General features: G+C 67.8%; 19 protein-coding genes and 1 pseudogene. 18 read left to right on the forward strand and 2 right to left on the reverse strand.

Features of this window, described 5'->3' with window-relative positions; genetic code table 11:
* The 18 genes and pseudogenes from V6M46_RS14670 to V6M46_RS14755 form a co-directional block, all read left to right on the forward strand.
* Window positions 1-367 (forward strand): annotated as a pseudogene (locus V6M46_RS14670) (pyridoxal 5'-phosphate synthase lyase subunit PdxS); the annotation flags it as partial.
* Window positions 368-712: 345 nt separating this feature from the next.
* On the forward strand, window positions 713-1,288 hold the full coding sequence (locus tag V6M46_RS14675) for an alternate-type signal peptide domain-containing protein (RefSeq protein WP_332666443.1): 576 nt from the start codon (window positions 713-715) through the stop codon (window positions 1,286-1,288).
* A gap of 87 nt (window positions 1,289-1,375) precedes the next feature.
* Window positions 1,376-1,942, forward strand: a complete 567-nt coding sequence (locus V6M46_RS14680; protein ID WP_332666445.1) for a signal peptidase I — start codon at window positions 1,376-1,378, stop codon at window positions 1,940-1,942.
* Window positions 1,939-2,556 carry a hypothetical protein gene (locus V6M46_RS14685; RefSeq protein WP_332666446.1) on the forward strand — a complete coding sequence of 206 codons (618 nt, stop codon included), beginning with the start codon at window positions 1,939-1,941 and terminating at the stop codon, window positions 2,554-2,556. The genes V6M46_RS14680 and V6M46_RS14685 overlap by 4 nt, the downstream gene beginning before the upstream one ends.
* Complete coding sequence (locus V6M46_RS14690) at window positions 2,549-3,175, forward strand: TasA family protein (protein WP_332666447.1); 627 nt, start codon at window positions 2,549-2,551, stop codon at window positions 3,173-3,175. The genes V6M46_RS14685 and V6M46_RS14690 overlap by 8 nt, the downstream gene beginning before the upstream one ends.
* The gene (locus V6M46_RS14695) at window positions 3,172-4,176 is read left to right on the forward strand and encodes a signal peptidase I (protein ID WP_332666448.1); all 1,005 of its coding nucleotides are present in this window, start codon (window positions 3,172-3,174) and stop codon (window positions 4,174-4,176) included. Before V6M46_RS14690 ends, V6M46_RS14695 begins: the two co-directional genes overlap by 4 nt.
* A gap of 49 nt (window positions 4,177-4,225) precedes the next feature.
* Window positions 4,226-4,759 carry a S24/S26 family peptidase gene (locus V6M46_RS14700; RefSeq protein ID WP_332666450.1) on the forward strand — a complete coding sequence of 178 codons (534 nt, stop codon included), beginning with the start codon at window positions 4,226-4,228 and terminating at the stop codon, window positions 4,757-4,759.
* Between the two features lie 263 nt (window positions 4,760-5,022).
* A complete protein-coding gene (gene pdxT, locus V6M46_RS14705; RefSeq protein ID WP_332666452.1) occupies window positions 5,023-5,625 on the forward strand; it encodes a pyridoxal 5'-phosphate synthase glutaminase subunit PdxT in 603 nt (200 codons plus the stop codon).
* A gap of 12 nt (window positions 5,626-5,637) precedes the next feature.
* Entirely contained in the window at window positions 5,638-6,399 is a 762-nt protein-coding gene (locus tag V6M46_RS14710) for a YebC/PmpR family DNA-binding transcriptional regulator (protein ID WP_332666454.1), read from the forward strand.
* Window positions 6,400-6,493: 94 nt separating this feature from the next.
* Window positions 6,494-7,033: a crossover junction endodeoxyribonuclease RuvC gene (gene ruvC, locus V6M46_RS14715; RefSeq protein WP_332666456.1), complete on the forward strand. Its 540-nt coding sequence runs from the start codon at window positions 6,494-6,496 to the stop codon at window positions 7,031-7,033.
* A complete protein-coding gene (gene ruvA / locus V6M46_RS14720; RefSeq protein ID WP_332666457.1) occupies window positions 7,030-7,620 on the forward strand; it encodes a Holliday junction branch migration protein RuvA in 591 nt (196 codons plus the stop codon). The genes ruvC and ruvA overlap by 4 nt, the downstream gene beginning before the upstream one ends.
* Complete coding sequence (gene ruvB, locus V6M46_RS14725; RefSeq protein WP_332666459.1) at window positions 7,620-8,666, forward strand: Holliday junction branch migration DNA helicase RuvB; 1,047 nt, start codon at window positions 7,620-7,622, stop codon at window positions 8,664-8,666. The genes ruvA and ruvB overlap by 1 nt, the downstream gene beginning before the upstream one ends.
* Before the next feature lie 116 nt (window positions 8,667-8,782).
* The gene (gene yajC / locus V6M46_RS14730; protein ID WP_332666460.1) at window positions 8,783-9,091 is read left to right on the forward strand and encodes a preprotein translocase subunit YajC; all 309 of its coding nucleotides are present in this window, start codon (window positions 8,783-8,785) and stop codon (window positions 9,089-9,091) included.
* A complete protein-coding gene (gene secD / locus V6M46_RS14735) occupies window positions 9,091-10,764 on the forward strand; it encodes a protein translocase subunit SecD (protein WP_332666462.1) in 1,674 nt (557 codons plus the stop codon). The genes yajC and secD overlap by 1 nt, the downstream gene beginning before the upstream one ends.
* A complete protein-coding gene (gene secF / locus V6M46_RS14740) occupies window positions 10,764-11,858 on the forward strand; it encodes a protein translocase subunit SecF (protein WP_332666464.1) in 1,095 nt (364 codons plus the stop codon). The genes secD and secF overlap by 1 nt, the downstream gene beginning before the upstream one ends.
* 78 nt (window positions 11,859-11,936) lie before the next feature.
* Complete coding sequence (locus tag V6M46_RS14745) at window positions 11,937-12,401, forward strand: hypothetical protein (RefSeq protein ID WP_332666466.1); 465 nt, start codon at window positions 11,937-11,939, stop codon at window positions 12,399-12,401.
* A 69-nt stretch (window positions 12,402-12,470) separates the two neighbouring features.
* Window positions 12,471-13,001: an adenine phosphoribosyltransferase gene (locus V6M46_RS14750; RefSeq protein WP_332666467.1), complete on the forward strand. Its 531-nt coding sequence runs from the start codon at window positions 12,471-12,473 to the stop codon at window positions 12,999-13,001.
* A 171-nt stretch (window positions 13,002-13,172) separates the two neighbouring features.
* Entirely contained in the window at window positions 13,173-15,473 is a 2,301-nt protein-coding gene (locus V6M46_RS14755; RefSeq protein WP_332666469.1) for a RelA/SpoT family protein, read from the forward strand.
* Window positions 15,474-15,531: 58 nt separating this feature from the next.
* On the opposite strand, the gene V6M46_RS14760 is transcribed toward V6M46_RS14755, so the two are convergent.
* Window positions 15,532-16,458 (reverse strand): type IV toxin-antitoxin system AbiEi family antitoxin domain-containing protein, encoded by a 927-nt coding sequence (locus tag V6M46_RS14760; protein WP_332666471.1) that lies wholly within the window; start codon window positions 16,456-16,458, stop codon window positions 15,532-15,534.
* A 115-nt stretch (window positions 16,459-16,573) separates the two neighbouring features.
* On the reverse strand, window positions 16,574-17,745 hold a 1,172-nt coding region (locus V6M46_RS14765; RefSeq protein ID WP_332666473.1), incomplete at its 5' end, for a DUF349 domain-containing protein.

A 17,745-nucleotide genomic window follows, 5' to 3' on the forward strand; every position in this document is an offset into this window, starting at 1 on the left:
GCTCGGCTCGCTGTCCGAGGACGAGCTGTACGTCGCGGCCAAGGAGCTGCAGGCGCCCTACGACCTGGTCAAGGAAGTCGCCGAGAACGGCAAGCTCCCGGTCGTGCTGTTCACCGCCGGTGGTATCGCCACCCCGGCCGACGCCGCGATGATGATGCAGCTCGGCGCCGAGGGCGTCTTCGTCGGCTCGGGCATCTTCAAGTCCGGCAACCCGGCCCAGCGCGCCGAGGCGATCGTCAAGGCCACGACGTTCTTCGACGACCCCGACGTGATCGCCAAGGTCTCCCGCGGTCTGGGTGAGGCGATGGTCGGCATCAACGTCGACGACATCCCCGAGCCGCACCGGCTGGCTGAACGCGGTTGGTAGGGCGTGAGCTGCTCGTACCTCGCAGCTCCTTCGCGGCTCGTACCTCGCCGCTGTCCGGCTCCGCCGGAACGCCCTCTCCTCGCTTCGCTCGTCGTTTCGGCTGAGTTCTGGCCTCGCTTCGCTCGGCCCATGGCTGGGGCCTCGCTTCGCTCGTCGTTTCAGCTGAGTCATGGCGTGGGTGAGTCGGGACCTTTGGGCGTTCATCTAGGTACGAAGGCCTGATTGCCCTAGTCACTCGGAGCCATCTTCGACCAAACGCCAGTTCAGCCCCCTCCGGACGACCCATGATCGACGTGGGAGATCGACTGCGCATCTGGTGCGCAGCGATGGGAGAGGGAGTACATCATGAAGAGGTCTACCAAGGGCGCCCTGGCGGCGTCAGCGGCCGGAATCCTGCTGCTCGGGGGCGCCGGTTCGCTCGCATTCTGGACGGCCGACGGGGACGCCAACGGCGGTTCCATCACCGCGGGCACCCTGACGCTCACCGACGGCACCTGCGATGCGGCGTGGACGTACGCGGCCGGCTCTGCCGGTGCAGGCAACACCGTTGCGCTGTTCGTCCCGGGTGACGTCGTCACCAAACAGTGCACGTTCACGGTGGGAGCCACCGGCGACAACCTGACAGCCGAGGTCGATGCACCGGCGTCTGTCGAGTACACGTCGGCCCCAACAGGGACGTCCCTGTCGTTGACGGCCGCCAGCACCTTCGCGATCACGGGTGATCCGGCGGGCCGCGCGCTGCTCGACGGCGACACCATCACGTCGGCCGACGGCGGCGAGACGATCACCGCGACGTTCCAGGTCACGATTCCCTTCGGTACCGACGAGACCGGCGCGCCGATCATCAACGGAAACGACACCCAGGGCATCACGGCAACGCTCGACGCGCTCACGGTGACCCTGACCCAGGTTCAGAGCTGACCTGATCCTCGGACCCGCAGTCCGGGTGCCGGGCCGATCTCGGGATCAGTCCGGCACCCGTCTGGGACCGCAGGGTGAGGACCCACCATGGCGAGACGTCGAGCCGAACACGCGAGCATCCACGGATGGTTGACCCAGGTCGTCGCCTGGTTCGTCATCGCCGCCGTGGCGCTGGTGCTTGCCGTCTCGGTGGTCCTGCCACGCCTCGCGAACGCCACGCCGTACACGATCCTGACCGACTCGATGAAGCCGGGAATGCCTCCGGGCACGCTCGTCGTGGTCAAGCCGGTCGACGTGTCCGCGATCGGCGTCGGCGACGTCATCACCTATCAGCTGAAGTCAGGGGAGTCGGCGGTCGTCACGCACCGCGTGGTCGCCCAGGGCTACGACGCCACGGGCAGTCCCATCTTCCACACGCAGGGGGACAGCAACAGCGTCCGGGACGAGGAGGTCGTCATGCCGGTCCAGATCAAGGGCAAGCGGTGGTACGCGGTCCCATACGTCGGCCGGGTGACGAACGTCGTCACGAACGGGCAGCGCGAGGCCGCGCTGACCATCGTCGTGACCGGGCTGATGGTCTACGCAATCACGATGTTCCTGGGTGCGGCGAAGGACCGTCGACGCAAGCCGATCGAGGAAGGAGCACCACAATGACGATCGTCCGATGGCCGGTCTTCCTCATGACGCTGCTCCTCATGGGCCCGGCCATGCCGGTCAGCGCCGATCCCGAGCTCGGCCTGAGTGTCGACGGCGTCGCGTGGACGTCGGACCTGACAGCCCCGCTCTTCGATCCGGACATTCGTTGGGTGCCCGGCGACACCCGCACCGCCACGTTCCACGTCCGCAACGGCTCCGGCGACCCGGCCGTCCTCTCCGTCGACGTGCTCGGCGCCCAGACCCACACGTTCCTCGACACCGGCGACCTGACGATCTCCGCCAAGGGAGGCGGTGGCCCATGGCGCGACGTCTCGACTCCGGGCACGCACCGGTTGGTCTCAGACGTCACGATCCAGTCCGGAGCCGGCACGCCCGTCGAGGTCGCCGCGGCGTTCTCGCCGGCGGCCGACAACCAGTCCATGCGCCGGGAGCTCGATCTGCGGTTTCGCATCCGGCTCACGCAGGGCGCTGCCGTGAGCGGCCCAGGGGCCGAAGACCTCCCCGGCACGGGAGGCCCTCCGGCCTGGGTCCTGCTCCTCGGCCTCACCCTGACAGCGGCCGGCATCCTCCGGCTCTCACGGACGACATCCAAGGAGGCCGCTCATGCCTGACCATCGGGGCACCCCACGTCGTACGCGACGTCGCCGGCTCTCGTCCGTACGCGTCCGAGCGCTCCTGAGCCTCGGCGTCGCGCTCGGCATCGGCGCTGTCGGCACGTTCGCGTACTGGACGGACGACGTCACGGTCACCGGCACGACCTTCACCGCCGGCACGCTCGACCTGCAGGTCAACAACCTCGACTCGTACGTCACGACGACGCTGAGCATGACGGGCATGGTGCCGGGCAGCACGTCCGCAGAAGTCCTGACGGTCAAGAACAACGGCACGGCCCCGGCGAAGTACACCCTCACCGGGGGGCTGTCCGGCACCAACGCGGCCGACTTCAGCACCGCGGGGGCGAACGGTTTGCTGCTGACGATCCGGCTCGGCGGTACCAAGTCCGGCGCCACCTGCACCGGCGGCACGGCCACCCTGGTCACCGACCTGCCGTTGACCGCGACGACGTCGACGTCGATCCTCGCCAAGCGTCCGACGTCGGCATTGACGGCCCTTGGTGGCAACGAAGTGCTGTGCTTCCAGGTCAAGCTCGCCGACACCGCGCCGAGCAGCCTGCAGGGCAAGACCGCGGTGGCGACGTTCACCGCGACGGGGACATCGGACATCTCATGACGCGGCGCACGTTCGTCCATGGCGCCCAGGAGCTCGCGCTGACCGTGGGGGCGCTGCTGGGCCTCGTCTGCATCCTGGCGACCGTCGCGGGCTATGCGTTCGGCATCACGCCTCTGGTGTTCCGTTCGGGCTCGATGTCGCCGGCGATCGGCACCGGGGACCTCGCGGTGTCGCAGACCGTGGACGCCTCGTCACTGGGACGCGGTGACATCGTCTCGGTGCTCAACGCCGACGGCAACCGGGTGACGCACCGGGTCGTCAACATCGCCTCACAGGGCGCGGCCAGGCAGCTGACCCTGAAGGGTGATGCCAACCGGTCGCCCGACGCCGAGACCTACACCGTGACCCGCGCCGACCGGGTGCTCTTCGACATCCCCAAGGCCGGCTATGTCGTCGACGCCGCTTCCGGGCCGGCGGGGCTGTTCGTGCTGGGCGTGTACGTCACCGGGATGCTCGTGTTGGCGTTCCGCAGGCGACCGCCGGGAGACGCCGACGTTCCGCCGCCCGCGAGACGTGGGGGAGCGCGCAAGGCGGACCGCGCGTCTCGAGTGGCTGCCCGCTCGGTCGCGTTCGCGGTCGTCGGCACGACGCTGGTGGCGTCGCCATCGTCGGCCGCGTTCTGGACGGATGCCGGCCCCGTCACCGGCACGACGTTCACGGCCTACACCGTGCCCAAGCCCGTCATCACGTCGTGCAGCGTCTCCGGTCTTACCCAGAAGACCGCAACCATCCGGTTCACCGAGGTGTCGTCGCCGTATGCATTCGACTACACCTCGACGCTCGCCGAGACGGGCCAGTCGCTCACGGTCGTCGATGAAGGGGCGACGCGACGCGTCGCGTTCTCCGCAGGGCTGCTGAGCACGGTGCTCAACCAGACGTACAACATCAGGATCCGGGCCAGGCTCCCGTCGCCGAACGGGGCATGGGTCTCGGTCGAGGCCAATCAGCCCGTCACGATCGGGCTGCTCGGGCTGTCGATGGACTGCGGCACCGCGAGCTGACGGTACGCTCGTCGCCGGGTGGGAGACCCGATCGAAGCAGGAGCCGTACGTGGGACGACGCAAGGCCAGATCCGGACCGCTGACCATCGGCTTCTGGCGTACGACCCTCCTCAACCTGGGCGCCGCGCTCGGCGTCGTCTGCCTGCTCGCGGCCGCGCTGGGTGCCCTGCTCGGCGTGACGCCGATCGCCTTCGGCTCCGACTCGATGGCTCCGGCCATCGCTGCGGGCGACCTGGCACTCGCGAGGACGGTGTCCGCCGGTGACGTCGGTGAAGGCGACATCGTGAGCGTGACCGACCGGCGGGGCTCACGCGTGACGCACCGCGTCGTCGGGGTCGAGCCCTCCGGCAGCAGCATCCGCCTGACCCTCCAGGCCGACGACAGTGCGGTTCCTGACGCCGAGACGTACGACGTCACCGAGGTCGAGCGCATCTTCATGTCGATCCCGTTGCTCGGGCATGTCTTCAGCCCGCTGCGGGGTCTTCTCGCGGTCGGCATCGGCGGCGTGTTCGTGTCGTGCCTGGCGGCCGTGCTGTTCATCCCGCGACAGAGACGGCGGGGCACTCGGCGCACCGGCGCGTGACACGCCGCAAAGAGTCGCACATGCGCGCGTCCACCCCGTATGCTCCATGTTCATCATCGCGTTGAAGTATGGGAGTGCTTCGCAAGACGCGGTGTGAACAGAGGGAGCATGACCCTGCACGGACGCTCTGCGTCCCAGACATGCTTGCCTCCGTCGAACCCGATCGGGAGGGATATCCGAGAGGGAGCGGCGGCGGCGGCGTCCCTGGAGATTCGTCTCTCACGCCGTCGCCGTCGTCCGACGGACGGCGCCGGTAGGCTCGTGTGGTGGCTTCCCCGTCGATCGGCGTCTTCGCCCTGCAGGGCGACGTACGCGAGCACCTGCGCGTCCTGGCCGACCTCGGCGTGCCGGCCTTCACCGTGCGCCGGCCGGAAGAGCTCGATCGCTGTGACGCGCTCGTGCTGCCGGGCGGCGAGTCGACCACGATGTACAAGCTCGCGCGATCGTTCGAGCTGTTCGAGCCCCTGGTGGATCGCATCCGAGGTGGCATGCCGGCGTTCGGCACCTGCGCCGGCATGATCATGCTGGCCGACCGCATCAAGGACGGCATCGTCGGCCAGGAGACGCTGGGCGGCCTGGACATCACGGTGCGTCGCAACGCGTTCGGCCGCCAGGTCGAGTCGTTCGAGGGCGACATCGCGTTCGACGGGTTCAGCGAGCCGGTGCATGCGGTGTTCATCCGCGCTCCGTGGGTCGAGCAGCTCGGATCCGGCGTGCAGGCCCTTGCGACGATCCCGTCGGGCGAGGCCGCCGGTAGAATCGTGGCCGTTCGGCAAGGCAACCTGATGGCGACCTCATTCCACCCCGAAGTCGGGAGTGACGATCGCATCCATCGTTACTTCGTCGACCTCGTCAAGCAGTCGTAGAAAGGGCACCTCATGTCAGGCCACTCCAAGTGGGCGACGACCAAGCACAAGAAGGCCATCGTCGACGCCAAGCGCGGCAAGATGTTCGCCAAGATGGTCAAGAACATCGAGGTTGCTGCCCGTGTCGGCGGGCCTGACCCCGACGGCAACCCGACGCTCTACGACGCGATCCAGAAGGCCAAGAAGTCCTCGGTGCCCAAGGACCACATCGACCGCGCCGTCAAGCGCGGCGGTGGTGTCGGCGACGACGCGGTCGACTACATCACGATCATGTATGAGGGTTACGCGCCCGGCGGCGTCGCGTTGCTGGTCGAGTGCCTCACCGACAACCGCAACCGCGCCGCGATGGAGGTGCGCACCGCGATGACCCGCAACGGCGGCACGATGGCCGACCCGGGCTCGGTGTCCTACATGTTCCACCGCAAGGGCGTCATCATGGTGCCCGCGGAGCAGGAGGGCGGCACGACCAACGAGGACGACGTCCTGCTGGCCGTGCTCGACGCGGGTGCCGAGGAGGTCAACGACCTCGACGGCTCGTTCGAGGTCATCTGCGAGGCGACAGACCTGGTGGCCGTACGCACCGCGCTGCAAGAGGCCGGGCTCGACTACGACTCGGCAGAAGCGTCGTTCGTGCCCACCATGACGGTCGAGGTCGATGTCGACGCGGCGACCAAGGTCATGCGCCTGATCGATGCGCTGGAGGACAGTGACGACGTGCAGAGCGTCTTCGCCAACTTCGACGCCTCCGACGAGGTCATGGCCCAGGTCCAGTAGTCCACAGTTTTCGGCCCCGGCGAGTCGCCATCGTGCCGATGGTCCCGCCGACTAGGCTGTCGAACATGCGTTCGGTATGCACGGTGATCGCCCCATGAGGGTCCTGGGGATCGACCCGGGTCTCACTCGTTGCGGCGTGGGTGTCGTCGACGGCTCGGTCGGCCGCGCGCTGACGATGGTCCACGTCGGCGTCTACCGCACCCCGCCCGATCTCGACATCGCCCGCCGCCTCCACCAGCTGGAGCAGGCCATCGAGGCGGGCATCCTCGACCACCGCCCCGATGTGGTCGCCGTCGAGCGCGTGTTCAGCCAGCACAACGTCCGCACCGTCATGGGCACCGCGCAGGCCAGCGGTGTCGCGATGGTCGTCGCGGCACGCCACGGCATACCCGTTCACCTCCACACACCCAGCGAGGTCAAGGCGGCGGTGACCGGCAGCGGCCGGGCCGACAAGGCTCAGGTCACGCAGATGGTCACCCGGCTGCTGCGGCTGACATCAGCGCCGACACCCGCGGACGCCGCGGACGCGCTGGCCCTCGCGATCTGCCACATCTGGCGTGGGGGAGCGCAGACCCGTCTCCAGGCCGCAGTCGAGACTCAGCAGCTACGCGCCTCCGGCACGGTTACCCGATGATCGCCCACGTACGCGGGCCCGTCGCCGCGGTGACGCTGACCTCGGCCGTCATCGACGTCGGGGGAGTCGGCATGCAGGTCATGTGCACGCCGGGCACGATCGCGTCGCTGCGCATCGGCCAGGAGGTGCAGCTCTCGACCTCGATGGTGGTCCGTGAGGACTCGCTGACGATCTTCGGCTTCGCCAGCACCGACGAGCGCGACATGTTCGAGCTCGTCCAGACCGCGAGCGGTGTCGGTCCCAAGGTCGCCCAGGCCATGCTTGCGGTGCTCGACCCCGACCGGCTGCGCCAGGCGATCGGCCAGGGAGACCTTGCGACGTTGACGTCCGTGCCCGGCATCGGGCGCAAGGGCGCCGAGCGCATCGTCGTCGAGCTCAAGGACCGCGTCGGCGTGGCGACGGTCGCCATGACCGGCGCACCGGCGTGGCGTGACCAGGTCCACGAAGCGCTGCTGGGCCTCGGCTGGTCGGCCCGCGACGCCGATGCCGCGCTCGAGCGCGTGGCCGCCGAGATCGAGCCCGGCGCGACGCCCGACGTCTCGACCGTCCTGCGCGATGCGCTCCGCACCCTCTCGAAGGCCCGCTGATGGACGAACGCGAAGAATTCGAGGCGATCGTCGCCGAGGCCGGCCCCGAGGACCGGGCCTTCGAGGCGGCGCTGCGCCCGCGCACCCTCGAGGAGCTGATCGGCCAGGAGCGCGTACGCGAGCAGCTCTCGCTGATGCTCGAGGCCGCCGTCGCCCGCGGGCGTACCCCCGACCACGTGCTGCTGTCGGGGCCACCGGGGCTCGGCAAGACCACGATCGCGATGATCATCGCCCACCAGCTCGCCGCGCCGTTGCGCATCACGAGCGGCCCGGCGATCCAGCACGCAGGCGACCTCGCGGCGATCCTGTCGGGGGTCAACGAGGGCGACGTCCTGTTCATCGACGAGATCCACCGCATGTCGCGTCCGGCCGAAGAACTCCTCTACATGGCGATGGAGGACTTCCGCGTAGACGTCATTGTCGGCAAGGGCCCCGGCGCCACCGCGATCCCGCTCGAGATCCCACCGTTCACCGTTGTGGGGGCGACGACCCGGGCCGGGCTGCTGCCGAGCCCGTTGCGCGACCGATTCGGGTTCACGGCGCAGCTCGACTACTACGACACGGCGGAGCTGCACCGCATCGTCGACCGGTCCTCCGGCCTTCTCGAGCTCGAGGTGACCGAGGACGGTGGCCGCGAGATCGCCTCCAGGTCGCGTGGCACACCTCGCATCGCCAATCGCCTGTTGCGGCGGGTCCGCGACTTCGCCGAGGTGCGCGCCGGCGGCGTCGTCGACCACACCGTCGCCCGCGACGCGCTCGCCCTCTACGAGGTCGACGAGCTCGGACTCGACCGGCTCGACCGCGCTGTCCTGGACGCTCTGTGCCGCAGCTTCGGGGGCGGACCGGTCGGCGTGTCGACCCTCGCCGTCGCCGTCGGCGAGGAGCGCGAGACCGTCGAGGAGCTCGCCGAACCCTTCCTCGTACGCCTGGGATTCCTGGCTCGCACGCCACGGGGACGCGTCGCCACCCCGGGCGCCTGGCGGCATCTGGGACTCCCTGTCCCGGCCGCGCTGGATCAGTTGCCGCTCGACGACGACCCTCGCTGACAGTCCGGGCATGAGCGAGCGCACGGCGCTGGTGCGGAGGGGCTAAACTTCCCGATGGCCTTCGGTCATCTCCGCCCACGGGGCGGACACTCCAAACTCGTACGGGAGCATCAACCGTGGAAAACCTGGGCGTCCTCCTGCCTCTCTTCCTCATCATCGTCGCGTTCTTCTTCCTGGTGCTCCGCCCCGCGCGGGCTCGCCAGCAGGCGTTCCTCAAGGTGCAGGGCGAGCTTGCTCCCGGCGCGCGCGTCATGATCGCGAGCGGCATCTTCGGCGACATCGTCTCCGTCGGCGACGAGACCATCGAGCTTCGCGTCGCCGCCAACACGGTCCTCACCGTCAAGCGCCAGGCCGTCGCGCAGGTCATCCCGCCCGCGTCGCCCCAGGCTGAGACGCCCGAGGCCGGCTCGAGCACCGACGACTGATGGCGACGAGCCCCAAGAGCAGAGGCACCAAGGCGGCGACCAACCTGCCCCGCCCGAGGCGCACCCTGGTGCTCTTCCTCGCGGCGATCATCGCGCTCTACGGTCTGGTCGCACTGATCGACCTCAACAACAAGAAGGACGCGGAGAGCGTCTGGCAGCCCCGGTTGGGTCTCGACCTCGAGGGCGGCACGCGCATCTCGCTGCAGGCCAAGTCGACCGAAGGCAACGTCACACCCGCCAAGCTCGACCAGGCCAGGGACATCATCGACCAGCGTGTCAACGCGACCGGCGTGAGCGAGGCCGAGGTCACGACGCAGGGCGATGACCAGATCATCATCGAGATTCCCGGTGAGAAGCGGGCCAACATCGTCGACCAGGTCGGCAAGACCGCCCAGCTGCGATTCCGGCTCGTGTGGGCCGGCAACCTGGCGAGCGCCACCAAGGCGACCGACACCGCGAAGCAGCAGGCGATCATCGACAAGGTCGACTGGAGCAAGCTCACGCTCGACCAGATGATCAAGGCCGAGACGACCGGCGTCACCAGCCTGCCCAAGGAGTACCAGGACGGCGTCGCGGCGCTCCAGGCCCAGGCCCAGGGCTTCCAGTGCCTCTCCAAGGGGCTCCAGGTCGATGACGTGGCCGACAAGCCGCTCGTGAGCTGCGATCCCTCGACCGGCGAGGTGCAGATCCTCAGCCCTTCGGTGATCCAGGGCACGGACGTCAAGTCTGCGGCCGCGGTGCTCCCGCAGCAGCAGGTCGACTGGGTCGTCGAGCTGCAGTTCAAGAGCCGCGGCACCGACATCTTCGACACCGTGACCGAGGCGCTGTACGCGCAGACGCAGGCAGGCAACGATCAGGCCAGCCGGTTCTCCATCGTGCTCGACGGCGAGGTCATCAGCGCGCCGACCACGAACTCCCACTTCACGAACGGCAAGCCCCAGATCTCGGGCAACTTCACCGCGACCTCGGCCAAGACCCTGGCCAACCAGCTCAAGTACGGCGCCCTGCCGCTGACGTTCGGTGTCAACGGCAGCGAGGAGATCGGGCCGTCCCTCGCCGGCACGCAGCTGGATGCCGGTCTGCTCGCCGGTGTCATCGGTCTGATCCTCGTCGTGGTCTATTGCCTGCTCTACTACCGCGGACTCGGCCTGGTGATCATCAGCTCGCTGATCGTGGCGGCAGCGCTCACATATGTCATGGTGCTGCTGCTCGGCAAGGGCATGGGCTTCACCCTGACGTTGCCGGGCATCGCCGGACTCATCGTGGCGATCGGCATCACGGCCGACTCGTTCATCGTGTTCTTCGAACGCATCCGTGACGAGGTGCGAGACGGCAAGTCGCTGCGCCTCGCGGTCGAGGCCGGATGGGTCCGTGCGCGGAGCACGATCCTGGCGGCGGACGCCGTGTCGATCCTGGCGGCGTTGACGCTGTTCATCTTCGCGATCGGCGTGGTCCGCGGCTTCGCGTTCGCGCTTGGCCTCACGACGCTGATCGACGTGTTCGTCGTCTTCTTGTTCACCAAACCCCTGGTCTCGGTGCTGGCCCGCACCAAGTTCTTCGGGCAGGGCCACAAGCTCTCGGGTCTCGACGCCGGACACCTCGGCATCACGGGTCGCAAGGTCTCCGAGATCGCGCGCACCGCTGAAGCCGGAACCGTGGGAAGGGGCAACTGATGGGCCGCATCAGCACATTCGGACAGAGCCTGTACGAAGGGCGCATCTCGTTCGACTTCGTCGGACGGCGCAAGCTGTTCTACGCGATCTCGGTCGCCATCTTGATCGTCGCGGCGTTGGCTTTCGTGTTCCGCGGATTCCACTACGGTGTCGAGTTCAAGGGCGGTGTCGAGTTCACGGCCAAGGTCCAGGTCGCCGACTCCGCCACGTCCGACAAGATGGTCCAGGCGGTCCAGGACGCCGACGTTCCGGATGCGGGCGACCCGACGGTGCAGACCTCCGGCGACAACCTCATTCGCATCCAGACCCGGGCGCTCTCGCAGGACCAGGCCACCCAGATCACCGAGTCGCTCACCAGGGCCGGGGCGACCGAGGTCAGCCAGAACCTCATCGGTCCGACCTACGGCAAACAGGTGGCCACCAAGGCGCTGACCGGCCTGATCGTCTTCCTGGTCATCGTCGTGATCTTCATCTGGGCGTACTTCCGCGAGTGGCGCATGTCCGTGGGCGCCATCGTCGCGCTGGCACACGACCTGGTGATCACTGGCGGCGTCTATGCGCTGTCAGGGTTCGAGGTCACCCCGGCAACCGTGACCGGTCTGCTGACGATCCTGGGCTTCTCGCTCTACGACACGGTGGTCGTGTTCGACAAGGTGCGCGAGAACACCAAGGGCATCCTCAAGTCGACGTCCAAGACGTACGCCGAGCAGGCCAACCTGGCGCTCAACCAGACGCTGGTCAGGTCGATCAACACCTCGATCGCGGCTCTGCTGCCGGTCGGCGCGCTCCTCGTCGCGGGTGCCGCAATCCTCGGCACCGGGCCGCTCAAGGACCTCGCCCTCGCGCTGTTCGTCGGCATGCTCGCCGGCACCTACTCCTCGATCTTCATCGCGACCCCCTTCGTGTCGCAGCTCAAGGAGCGGGAGCCGGCCATCAAGGCTCAGGCGGGCCGGGTGCTCGCCAGGCGCGCCAAGCTGGCCGAGGAGCCGGTCGCGGTCGCCGCAGCACCGGTCAGCCGTCCGGTGGTGACGTCGGGCGCCTCGAAGCGTACGCAGCCGTCACGGAAGCCACGGTCCAAGCGCGGCAAGCGTTAGGCCGGTGCCCGTCGCATGCGATGCTGGACTCTGATCAGCGGGCGGACAGCCCCACGACTTCGCACTGAGGAGAACAGCATGAAGATCCCCATGGCAGTGGCCAGCGCGGTGCTGCTCGCCAGCACCCTCGGGGCGTGTGGCGGCGACGGCGGCGGTGGCGAGGGCAGCGACTACTGCAAGGAGCTCAAGAAGGCCAAGAGCACCTACAGCGGTATGTCGTCAGGCGACGCCAGCGACCTCGACGAAACGTTCGCCACGTTCCACAAGCTCGCCGACGACGCTCCGAGCGAGATCGAGGACGACTGGAAGAAGCTCGACAGCGTCGTCACGACCGTCGAGAAGGCGCTCGCGGACGCCGGCATGTCGCCATCGGATCTCGGCAAGATCCAGAAGGGCGAGATGCCCGAAGGCGTCGATCAGTCGAAGCTCCAGGACCTCGCGAAGGAGATGGCCTCGCTCAGCAGCTCGGACGTCACCGCTGCCTCGAAGGCGATCGAGACGCACGCGAAGAAGACCTGCAAGGTCGACCTCAACGCTTCGTAGTCAGCGGTGGCAGGTCTCGTGGGCGGCCGCCCACGAGACCTGCTGTCACCCGGTAGGGGAGAGAGACACATGAGCGACCTGAACGAGACGATCGACCGCCTCGTCCGTCCGATCGAGGACTGGCCCGAGCCCGGTGTGACGTTTCGCGACATCACGCCGCTGCTCGCTGACCCCAACGCGCTTGCCGCCGTCATCGACGGGCTGGTCGAGCTCGCCGGGTCGACGGGTCCGATCGACGCGGTGCTCGGCATCGAGGCGCGAGGATTCCTGTTCGGGCCCAGCATCGCGCTGCGGCTGGGTGCCGGTTTCGTACCCGTGCGCAAGTCCGGCAAGCTCCCGTCGGCGTCGCTGTCCACGTCGTACGAGCTGGAGTACGGCTCGGCGGTGCTCGAGATGCACGTCGACGCGCTGGAGACCGGGGCCCGGGTGCTCGTCGTCGACGACGTCCTCGCCACGGGCGGCACGATGCTCGCCGCGGCCGATCTGGTCCGGCAGGCCGGTGGGACCGTTGCCGGCAACCTCGTCCTGATCGAGCTGCTCGCGCTCGGCGGCCAGGAGCGCCTCGCACCCGTCGGCTGTGCCAGCCTCCGTACCTACTGAGCCCTGATCCCAGAATCGAGACCCATGAATCCGCACCAGGTCCGCATCGTCGCCCTCGTCCTCGTCGCCGTGCTCGTTCTGGCCACGGCGGCCACGCTGATCGACGGTCTCCTGACCTGACCTGCGTCGTGACCCACTGGCATACCATTGAGAGACACAGTGAGGAACACGATGGCTGAACGCACCGAGGCGCCGCCGGCCGAGTCGAAGAACGCCGACTCGGCACCGGCTTCTGCCCGTGTGCGCAACCGGCTGGCCCGCATCGGCGGCAAGTCGGGATCCTCCGACGCGGTGCTCGACCCGCTGATCAAGGTCTACCGCGCGACCCACCCCAAGGGTGATGTCTCGTCGATCCAGAAGGCCTATGAGATCGCCGAGCGGATGCACGAGGGGCAGACCCGCAAGAGCGGTGACCCCTACATCACCCACCCGCTCGCGGTGGCCACGATCCTCGCTGAGCTCGGCATGACGGCGCCCACGCTGTGCGCCGCGTTGCTGCACGACACCGTCGAGGACACCGACTACACGCTGGACCAGCTGCGCGCCGACTTCGGCGACGAGGTCAGGCAGCTCGTCGACGGCGTCACCAAGCTCGACAAGGTCAAGTACGGCGACTCCGCCCAGTCCGAGACGATCCGCAAGATGGTCGTCGCGATGAGCCGCGACATCCGCGTGCTCGTCATCAAGCTCGCCGACCGCCTGCACAACATGCGTACGCTCCGCTATCTGCGGCAGGACAAGCAGGAGCGCATCGCCCGCGAGACGATCGAGATCTTCGCGCCGCTGGCGCACCGCCTCGGCATGAACACCATCAAGTGGGAGCTCGAGGACCTCGCGTTCGCGACGCTGCACCCCAAGGTCTACGACGAGATCGTGCGGCTCGTCGCGGACCGCGCGCCGTCGCGCGAGCAGTTCCTCGAGCGGGTCGTGAACGACGTCGAGTCCGACCTGCGGCACGTCAAGCTCAAGGCCAAGGTCTCGAGCCGGCCCAAGCACTACTACTCGATCTACCAGAAGATGCTGGTCGGCGGCCGTGAGTTCTCCGACATCTTCGACCTGGTCGGCGTACGCATCCTCGTCGACACCGTCGCGGACTGTTACGGCGTTCTCGGTGTGCTGCACGCGCGGTGGAACCCGATCCCCGGGCGGTTCAAGGACTACATCTCGGTCCCGAAGTTCAACATGTACCAGTCGTTGCACACGACCGTGATCGGCCCGCAGGGCAAGCCGGTCGAGCTGCAGATCCGTACGTACGCGATGCACCGCCGGGCCGAGTACGGTGTCGCGGCCCACTGGAAGTACAAGGAGGACGCCACTGCCGGCAAGTCCGGCAAGGGCCCCGACAAGGACGACATGCTGTGGCTGCGCGAGCTGCTGGACTGGCAGTCCGAGACGTCCGACTCGGTCGACTTCCTCGACTCGCTGCGGTTCGAGATCAACAACGCGGGCGTCTATGCCTACACGCCACGCGGTGACCTGATCCAGCTCCCGGCCAAGGCCACTCCGGTCGACTTCGCGTATGCCGTGCACACCGAGGTCGGGCACGCGTGCATCGGTGCGCGGGTCAACGGCCGGCTCGTGTCCCTGGAGTCGGAGCTCGAGAGCGGCGATGTCGTGGAGATCTTCACGTCGAAGTCACCCGACGCGGGGCCGAGCCGTGACTGGCTGGAGTTCGTCGCCAGCCCGCGAGCCCGCAACAAGATCCGCCAGTGGTTCACCAAGGAGCGCCGCGACGAGGCGATCGAGCGTGGCAAGGACCTCATCGCCAAGCAGATGCGCAAGGAGGGTCTGCCGCTGCACCGGCTGTTCCGGCACGAGACCCTCGACACCGTCGCCAAGGAGCTGCACCTGGCCGACGTGTCGACGCTCTATGCATCGGTCGGTGAGGGCAACGTCGGCGCGCAGAACGTCGTCGAGCGGGTCATCGACCTCGCCGGCGGGCGGGAGGGCGCCGAGGAGGACCTCGCGGAGGCGACCCTGCTGCCGGGCGTCGGGACCCGCAAGCCTCGCACCGAGAGCCGAGATGCCGGTGTCGTGGTCGAGGGACTTGACGGCGACATCATGATCAAGCTGGCGCGGTGTTGCACGCCCGTACCCGGTGACGCGATCGAGGGGTTCGTCACGCGTACGGCCGGCGTCTCGGTCCACCGCACCGACTGCGTCAACCTGCAGGCCCTGCGCAGCCAGCCTGAACGACTGGTGGCGGTGCACTGGGCGCCGACCGGCAAGAGCACGTTCCTCGTCGCTGTGCAGGTCGAAGGGCTCGACCGCCCCAGGCTGTTGAGCGACATCACGCGGGTCATCTCCGACCAGCACGTCAACATCTTGTCGGCGTCGCTGTCGACCGGTCGTGACCGGGTCGCCAAGTCGAAGTTCACCTTCGAGATGGCCGATCCGAAGCATCTGGGCCACGTACTCTCCGCCGTCCGCACCGTCGAAGGCGTCTTCGACGTCTACCGCCTCACCCAATAACGCTGAGGAGAGGGTTTCGGTCCGCTGAGGAGAGGGTTCCGGTCCGCTGAGGAGAGGGTTAGCGTCCGAATCCCCACCATCGCTTCAGCGGCACGATGCCCAGAAGGTCGCCGAGCTCGTCTTCGAACGACGTGTCCGGACCAAAGATGCGCTCGCGTGTGCCGATGACCCACCGCCATCCGTACAGCTCGGAGAGGTAGTCGCGTCGTTCCTCGTCATGAGCTCGATGTGCGCCAGCAGTGTGGAACTCTCGACCATCGAACTCTGTTCCGATGAGGAGTTCCGGGTACGGGAGGTCGACGAAGAACGATCGTCCGAAATCGTCGACGATCTCGAACTGAGGTTCCGGCGGCGGGAACCCCGCATCGAGCATGCGAAGCCGCTGCCATGACTCTCCGGGTGACTGAGTTCGCGGCTCGATCAACAGGGCAAGGCTGCGCGCCTGGACAACCCCGCGGTATCCCTTGAGCCTTGCGACGTACTCCACCACCTCGTCAGGGTCGATCAGACCGGCATGAGCGAAGGCGTCCGCGGCGGCAAGGGCGTACGGGCGGTACATCCGTCGCAGCAGGTCGGACACGGTACGTAGCGGCGTCGTCACGTACACGCCGTCAATGAACTCGATGTCGTCGCTGGCGATGATCGCCTGCCGTCCGCGTGTGCCGGACCGCTCCACCCTCGCGTGCGAGTGCTCGACCACGAATGACGGGTCGAACAGATGTCGATCTCCCGGAGCAAAAACACTGATGCCATGCAGCCATGCTGCGGTTTCGTTGCATGCGATGGCGCCGCCGGGATTCACCAGGGCTAATGCGCGCAGCCGACCTTGGCGGGAATCCGGAACGCGAGCGTCCACGTAGACGCCGCGAAACGGCCGGCGGACCACGCCTTCAACGAGATGCCGTTTCAGCAGCGCTTCGTTGACCCCGAGGTCCCGAGCCTGCGTGAGGGTGAACGGGTATCCGTCGTTGAGAAGCTCTGCCATGACCGTGATCGAACGGCAGGTACCCGGGTCGAGTCGAACTCGTCGTCCACAACCCGCCCGTCAAACAGGCCCGAACCCTCTCCTCAGCGGACGGGAACCCTCTCCTCAGCGGGGGTTAGGAGAAGTCGGCTTGGGCCTTTTTCGCCATGTCGAGGAAGGCTTCCTTGGACGCCTTGTCGGCCTCGAGGTCCTTGACCTTCTTCTTGTCGCCCTTGGACTCGGCTGCGGCGATCTTTTCGCCGACCTCGTCGATCGCGCGCTGGAGCTTGCCGATCATGTCGTCGGCGCGGGCGGACTTCTCCGGATCGGTCTTCTTCCACTTGCTCTCGGTCGCCTCGCGCACGGCCTGCTCGACCTTGCGGATGCGCGCCTCGAACTCGCCGATCTTCGCGCGGGGGACCTTGCCGGCGGCCTCCCAGCGATCGGCGATGTCGAGCCACGCCTTGCGGGCGGCGTCGATGTCCTTGATCGGAAGGAGCTTCTCGGCCTCGGCGAGGATCTCGAGCTTCTTCTCGGCGTTCACCTCGTACTCGGCATCGAGCTTGGCGTTGGCCTCGTCGCGGGCCGTGAAGAACGCGTCCTGGGCCGCCCGGAACTTCTTCCAGAGCTTGTCCTCGACGTTGCGAGGTGCCGAACCGGCCTTCTTCCATTCGGCCATCAGGTCGCGATACTTGCCGGCCGTCGGTCCCCAGTCGGTCGACGTAGAGAGCGCCTCGGCCTCGACGATCAGCTTCTCCTTGATCGTCTTGGCGTGCTCGCGCAGCGTCGACTGCTCGCCGAAGTGGGTCTTGCGACGCCGCGTGTACGCCGTGCGGGCCGTGCTGAAGCGGTGCCACAGCTCGTCGTCGGCGGACTTGCTGAGCCGGGGGAGCGCCTTCCACTCGTCGAGCAGGGCACGGAGCTTGTCTGCGCCGGCCTTCCAGTCGGTGCCCGCAGCGATCTTCTCGGCTTCCTCCGCGATGCGCGCCTTCTCAGTCTGCGCCTCGGCGACCTTGGCCGCGCGCTCGACCTTGCGCACCTCGCGCTGCTTGTCGATCGCCGGCTGCAGGGCGTCAAGCCGCTTCAGCAGCGACTCCAGGTCACCCAGTGCCTGGGCGTCGACGATCTGCGCGCGCACCTTCGTCACCGCCTTGGCGGCGTCATCGGGGGAGAGGGCTCCACCTGCGAGGCGCTTCTCGAGCAGGTCGACCTCGACCTCGAGCCCTTCGTAGCGTCGCACGTACAACGACATCGCCTCAGCGGGGTCACCGCCGGGCCACTGGCCGATCAGTCGTTCACCGTCAGTGG

Origin of the sequence: Aeromicrobium sp. (assembly GCF_036676885.1) — a bacterium.
In the GTDB taxonomy this organism is placed as follows: domain Bacteria; phylum Actinomycetota; class Actinomycetes; order Propionibacteriales; family Nocardioidaceae; genus Aeromicrobium.